This is a genomic window from Cobetia sp. (genome assembly GCF_983723665.1).
The window spans coordinates 1-1,103 of record NZ_CFDJES010000061.1; the positions used below are offsets into that span (position 1 = coordinate 1).

Genomic DNA, 1,103 nt, shown 5'->3' on the forward strand with positions numbered 1-1,103 from the left:
TCCAGCGCCGGTATCCACCAGCACGCCAGCAGCGCCACTCCCAGCGCATTCAGGAGCGCTAGTCGTCGCAGGTTGAAGCCTGTCTGCGACCTGTGCGACCTCTGCGAGCGGGGCGGGGGTGAGGGTTGCACGTGCGGAGCCTGCTGCGAACCACTGGTTCGCTGTGAAGACGCAGTATCAGCGGCGTGCAAGGAAGGACTGTCGGGGGCGGCGGGAGTCATGTCGTGTCAGCTCTGCGGGCTCATGTCGGGACAGGCTCACTCAGGCCGGTAGCTCGCTGGCCAGAGGACTCGAGACAGGCGACGCGGAGTGGCGATCTGGTCGAAATTCTAGAGCAGGCTCCGCTTTGAAAACACTGTTTTCAAAGTTGGCGAGGTGGACAGATGGTTGCGTCCATCGCGCTGGTGGCAAGCCGGCGGTAGTCCGGCAGGTGACACTCAGGCGCATGGCGTGAGGGCCTGTCGTTCATGACAGCCGTGCGCATGATCGCTACCCTTGCTGTCATGTCCGTTCCTTACCCACCGTTCTCTCCGTCTGCCGGGTGATTGCCGTTGCCGGCAATGCCACTGGCGGGCGCCACAGGAGTCATCCATGTCCATTACCGTGCGTCGTCTATCGCGTTATACCTCCGTGGGGTTCGCTATCTCCTTGCTGGCTGGCTGCGCGGCCATGACACAGCCTCCGCAGGGCAGTGCCTCATCGGGTGCCGCTGCTCCTGCCCTGGTGGGCACCCAATGGAGTTTCTCCGCCACGGATGCCAGTGAAGAGGCCGCCAACTTCCTGTTGCAGCCCCCCAGCCAGCAGCAGCTGGCAGACGAGGAGGATGACCGTCTGCGTCTGGTCGGCAGCAATGGTTGCAATCGCCTGATGGGGCCGGTGGTACTGGATGAGTCGCGTCAGACGCTGGACATCGGCCCGCTGGCCTCGACCATGAAGATGTGCCCCAACCCCGAGCAGTCCAACGCCTTCAATCGCATGCTCGAGGATGTGGCCAGTTACCAGATCATCGGCAGCGGTGAGAGCGCTCGGCTGCGCGTGATGGATGACACCGGCTATCTGCTGGCGACCTTCATGCCGCTGGAAGGCGCCGCCGAGTAATTGCT

Annotated in this window: 1 protein-coding gene; it reads left to right on the forward strand. The window is 63.4% G+C overall.

Going from position 1 to position 1,103, the window contains the following annotated elements; translation table 11 throughout:
• Positions 1 to 591: 591 nt before the first annotated feature.
• The gene (locus AC4FAH_RS08005) at positions 592 to 1,098 is read left to right on the forward strand and encodes an META domain-containing protein (protein WP_490245870.1); all 507 of its coding nucleotides are present in this window, start codon (positions 592 to 594) and stop codon (positions 1,096 to 1,098) included.
• Positions 1,099 to 1,103 lie beyond the last annotated feature (5 nt).

Coding starts and splice junctions, on each gene's coding strand:
- AC4FAH_RS08005 (WP_490245870.1), top strand. CDS start 592: ATGTCCATTACCGTGCGTCGTCTATCGCGTTATACCTCCGTGGGGTTC.